Below are 1,505 nucleotides of genomic sequence, written 5' to 3'. Positions count from 1 at the left end.
GGGCAGGGAGGTCATGGAGGGTCTTGTTCGAGGATGCGCCGACCGTAGGCGCGGGCGCGCGCGCGTCCAACGAAGCAAACCGGATATGCGTAGAAGAAAAACTTCGTTCGGCTGGCCCGGTCCGGCGCATACCCTGCCCACACCGCGGCCCCGGGCCGTGTTCCCGCTTCCCCGCCTTCCCCTCGAAAGTCCCCCATGAGCCTCTCCGAACTCCCCGTCGAAACGGCGGGCAACGACCTCGCGAGCGAGCGCGCGCGCGCCGTCGACGCCTTTCTCGCGCAGGCGCGCGGCCTGCTGGCCGCCGGCCCCGGCGAGGGCCACGCCCAGCTGCAGCCCGTGGCCGATGCGCTGATCGCCCTGGGCCGGCGCGCCGACCTGTTTCCGGCCGCCCATTTCCCGATCGATGCCGAGCGCCCCGCGCAGGTCTACCGGCTGGCCGAGGACGCCGATGGCGGCTTCGCGCTGTACCTCTCGGCGGGCCTGGCCGGCAAGGCCCAGCCGCCGCACGACCACACGACGTGGGCGATCATCGCGGGCGTCGAGGGCAACGAGCGCAACGTGCTCTACCGCCGCGAGAAGACCGCCGATCCCGCGCGCGACGACCTCGTGCAGACGCGCGTGGTCGACGTGGCCGCGGGCAGCGCGGTGGTGCTGACGCCCAGCGACGTCCACACCATCGAGCTGGTCGACGGCCTCGACGGCCGGCACCTGCATTTCTACGGCCGCGCGCTCGAGCGGCTCGAGCATCGCGTGGTGTTCGAAGGCACGGCCGGCGGCAGCTACCGTCGGTTCGGCCCGCCGCGCAACGTCCGCCATCCGGCGATCGCGCCGGCGGCGCTCAAGGCCGCGCTGTCCGATGGCGAGGAGATCGCGCTGCTCGACGTGCGCGAGACCGGCGTCTTCGTGCGCAGCCATATCCTGCTGGCCGCCTCGGCGCCGCTGTGGCGGCTGGAGCTCTTGATCGACCGCCTGGTGCCGCGCCGCGACACCCGCATCGTGCTGACCGACGCCGACGAGTCGCTGGCCCACCAGGCCGCCGGCAAGCTGGTGCGCCTGGGCTGGCGCAACGTGTCGGTGCTGGCCGGCGGCACCGCGGGCTGGGCCGCGGCGGGCTACGAACTGTTCAGCGGCAGCAACGTGCCGAGCAAGGCCTTCGGCGAGGTCATCGAGCACCGCAAGCACACGCCGTGGATCTCGGTCGACGAGCTGCACCAGCGCGTGGAGCGCGGCGACGACATCGTGGTGGTCGACAGCCGCACGCCCGAGGAGTTCGCCGACTTCAGCCTGCCGTTCGCCCACAGCCTGCCGGGCGCCGAGCTGGTCTACCGCATCCATGAATTCGCGCCGCGTCCCGAGACGCTGGTGGTGGTGAACTGCGCCGGCCGCACGCGCAGCATCGTCGGCGCGCAGACGCTGATCGACGCGGGCATCCCGAACCCCGTGGTCTCGCTCAAGGACGGCACCATGGCCTGGCTGCTGGCCGGTCGCACGCTGTCGCACGGCCG

General features: G+C 72.6%; 1 protein-coding gene. It reads left to right on the top strand.

What is annotated here, in order from left to right:
- Positions 1-195: 195 nt before the first annotated feature.
- Positions 196-1,505: rhodanese-like domain-containing protein (locus AC27VN_RS41255; RefSeq protein WP_490880482.1), on the top strand; the 1,310-nt coding region annotated here is incomplete at its 3' end.

Source organism: Variovorax sp. 20P10.2.4, assembly GCF_058244205.1.
The sequence above is the reverse complement of the archived record's forward strand: the minus strand, read 5'-3'. Positions and strand labels throughout refer to the sequence as shown.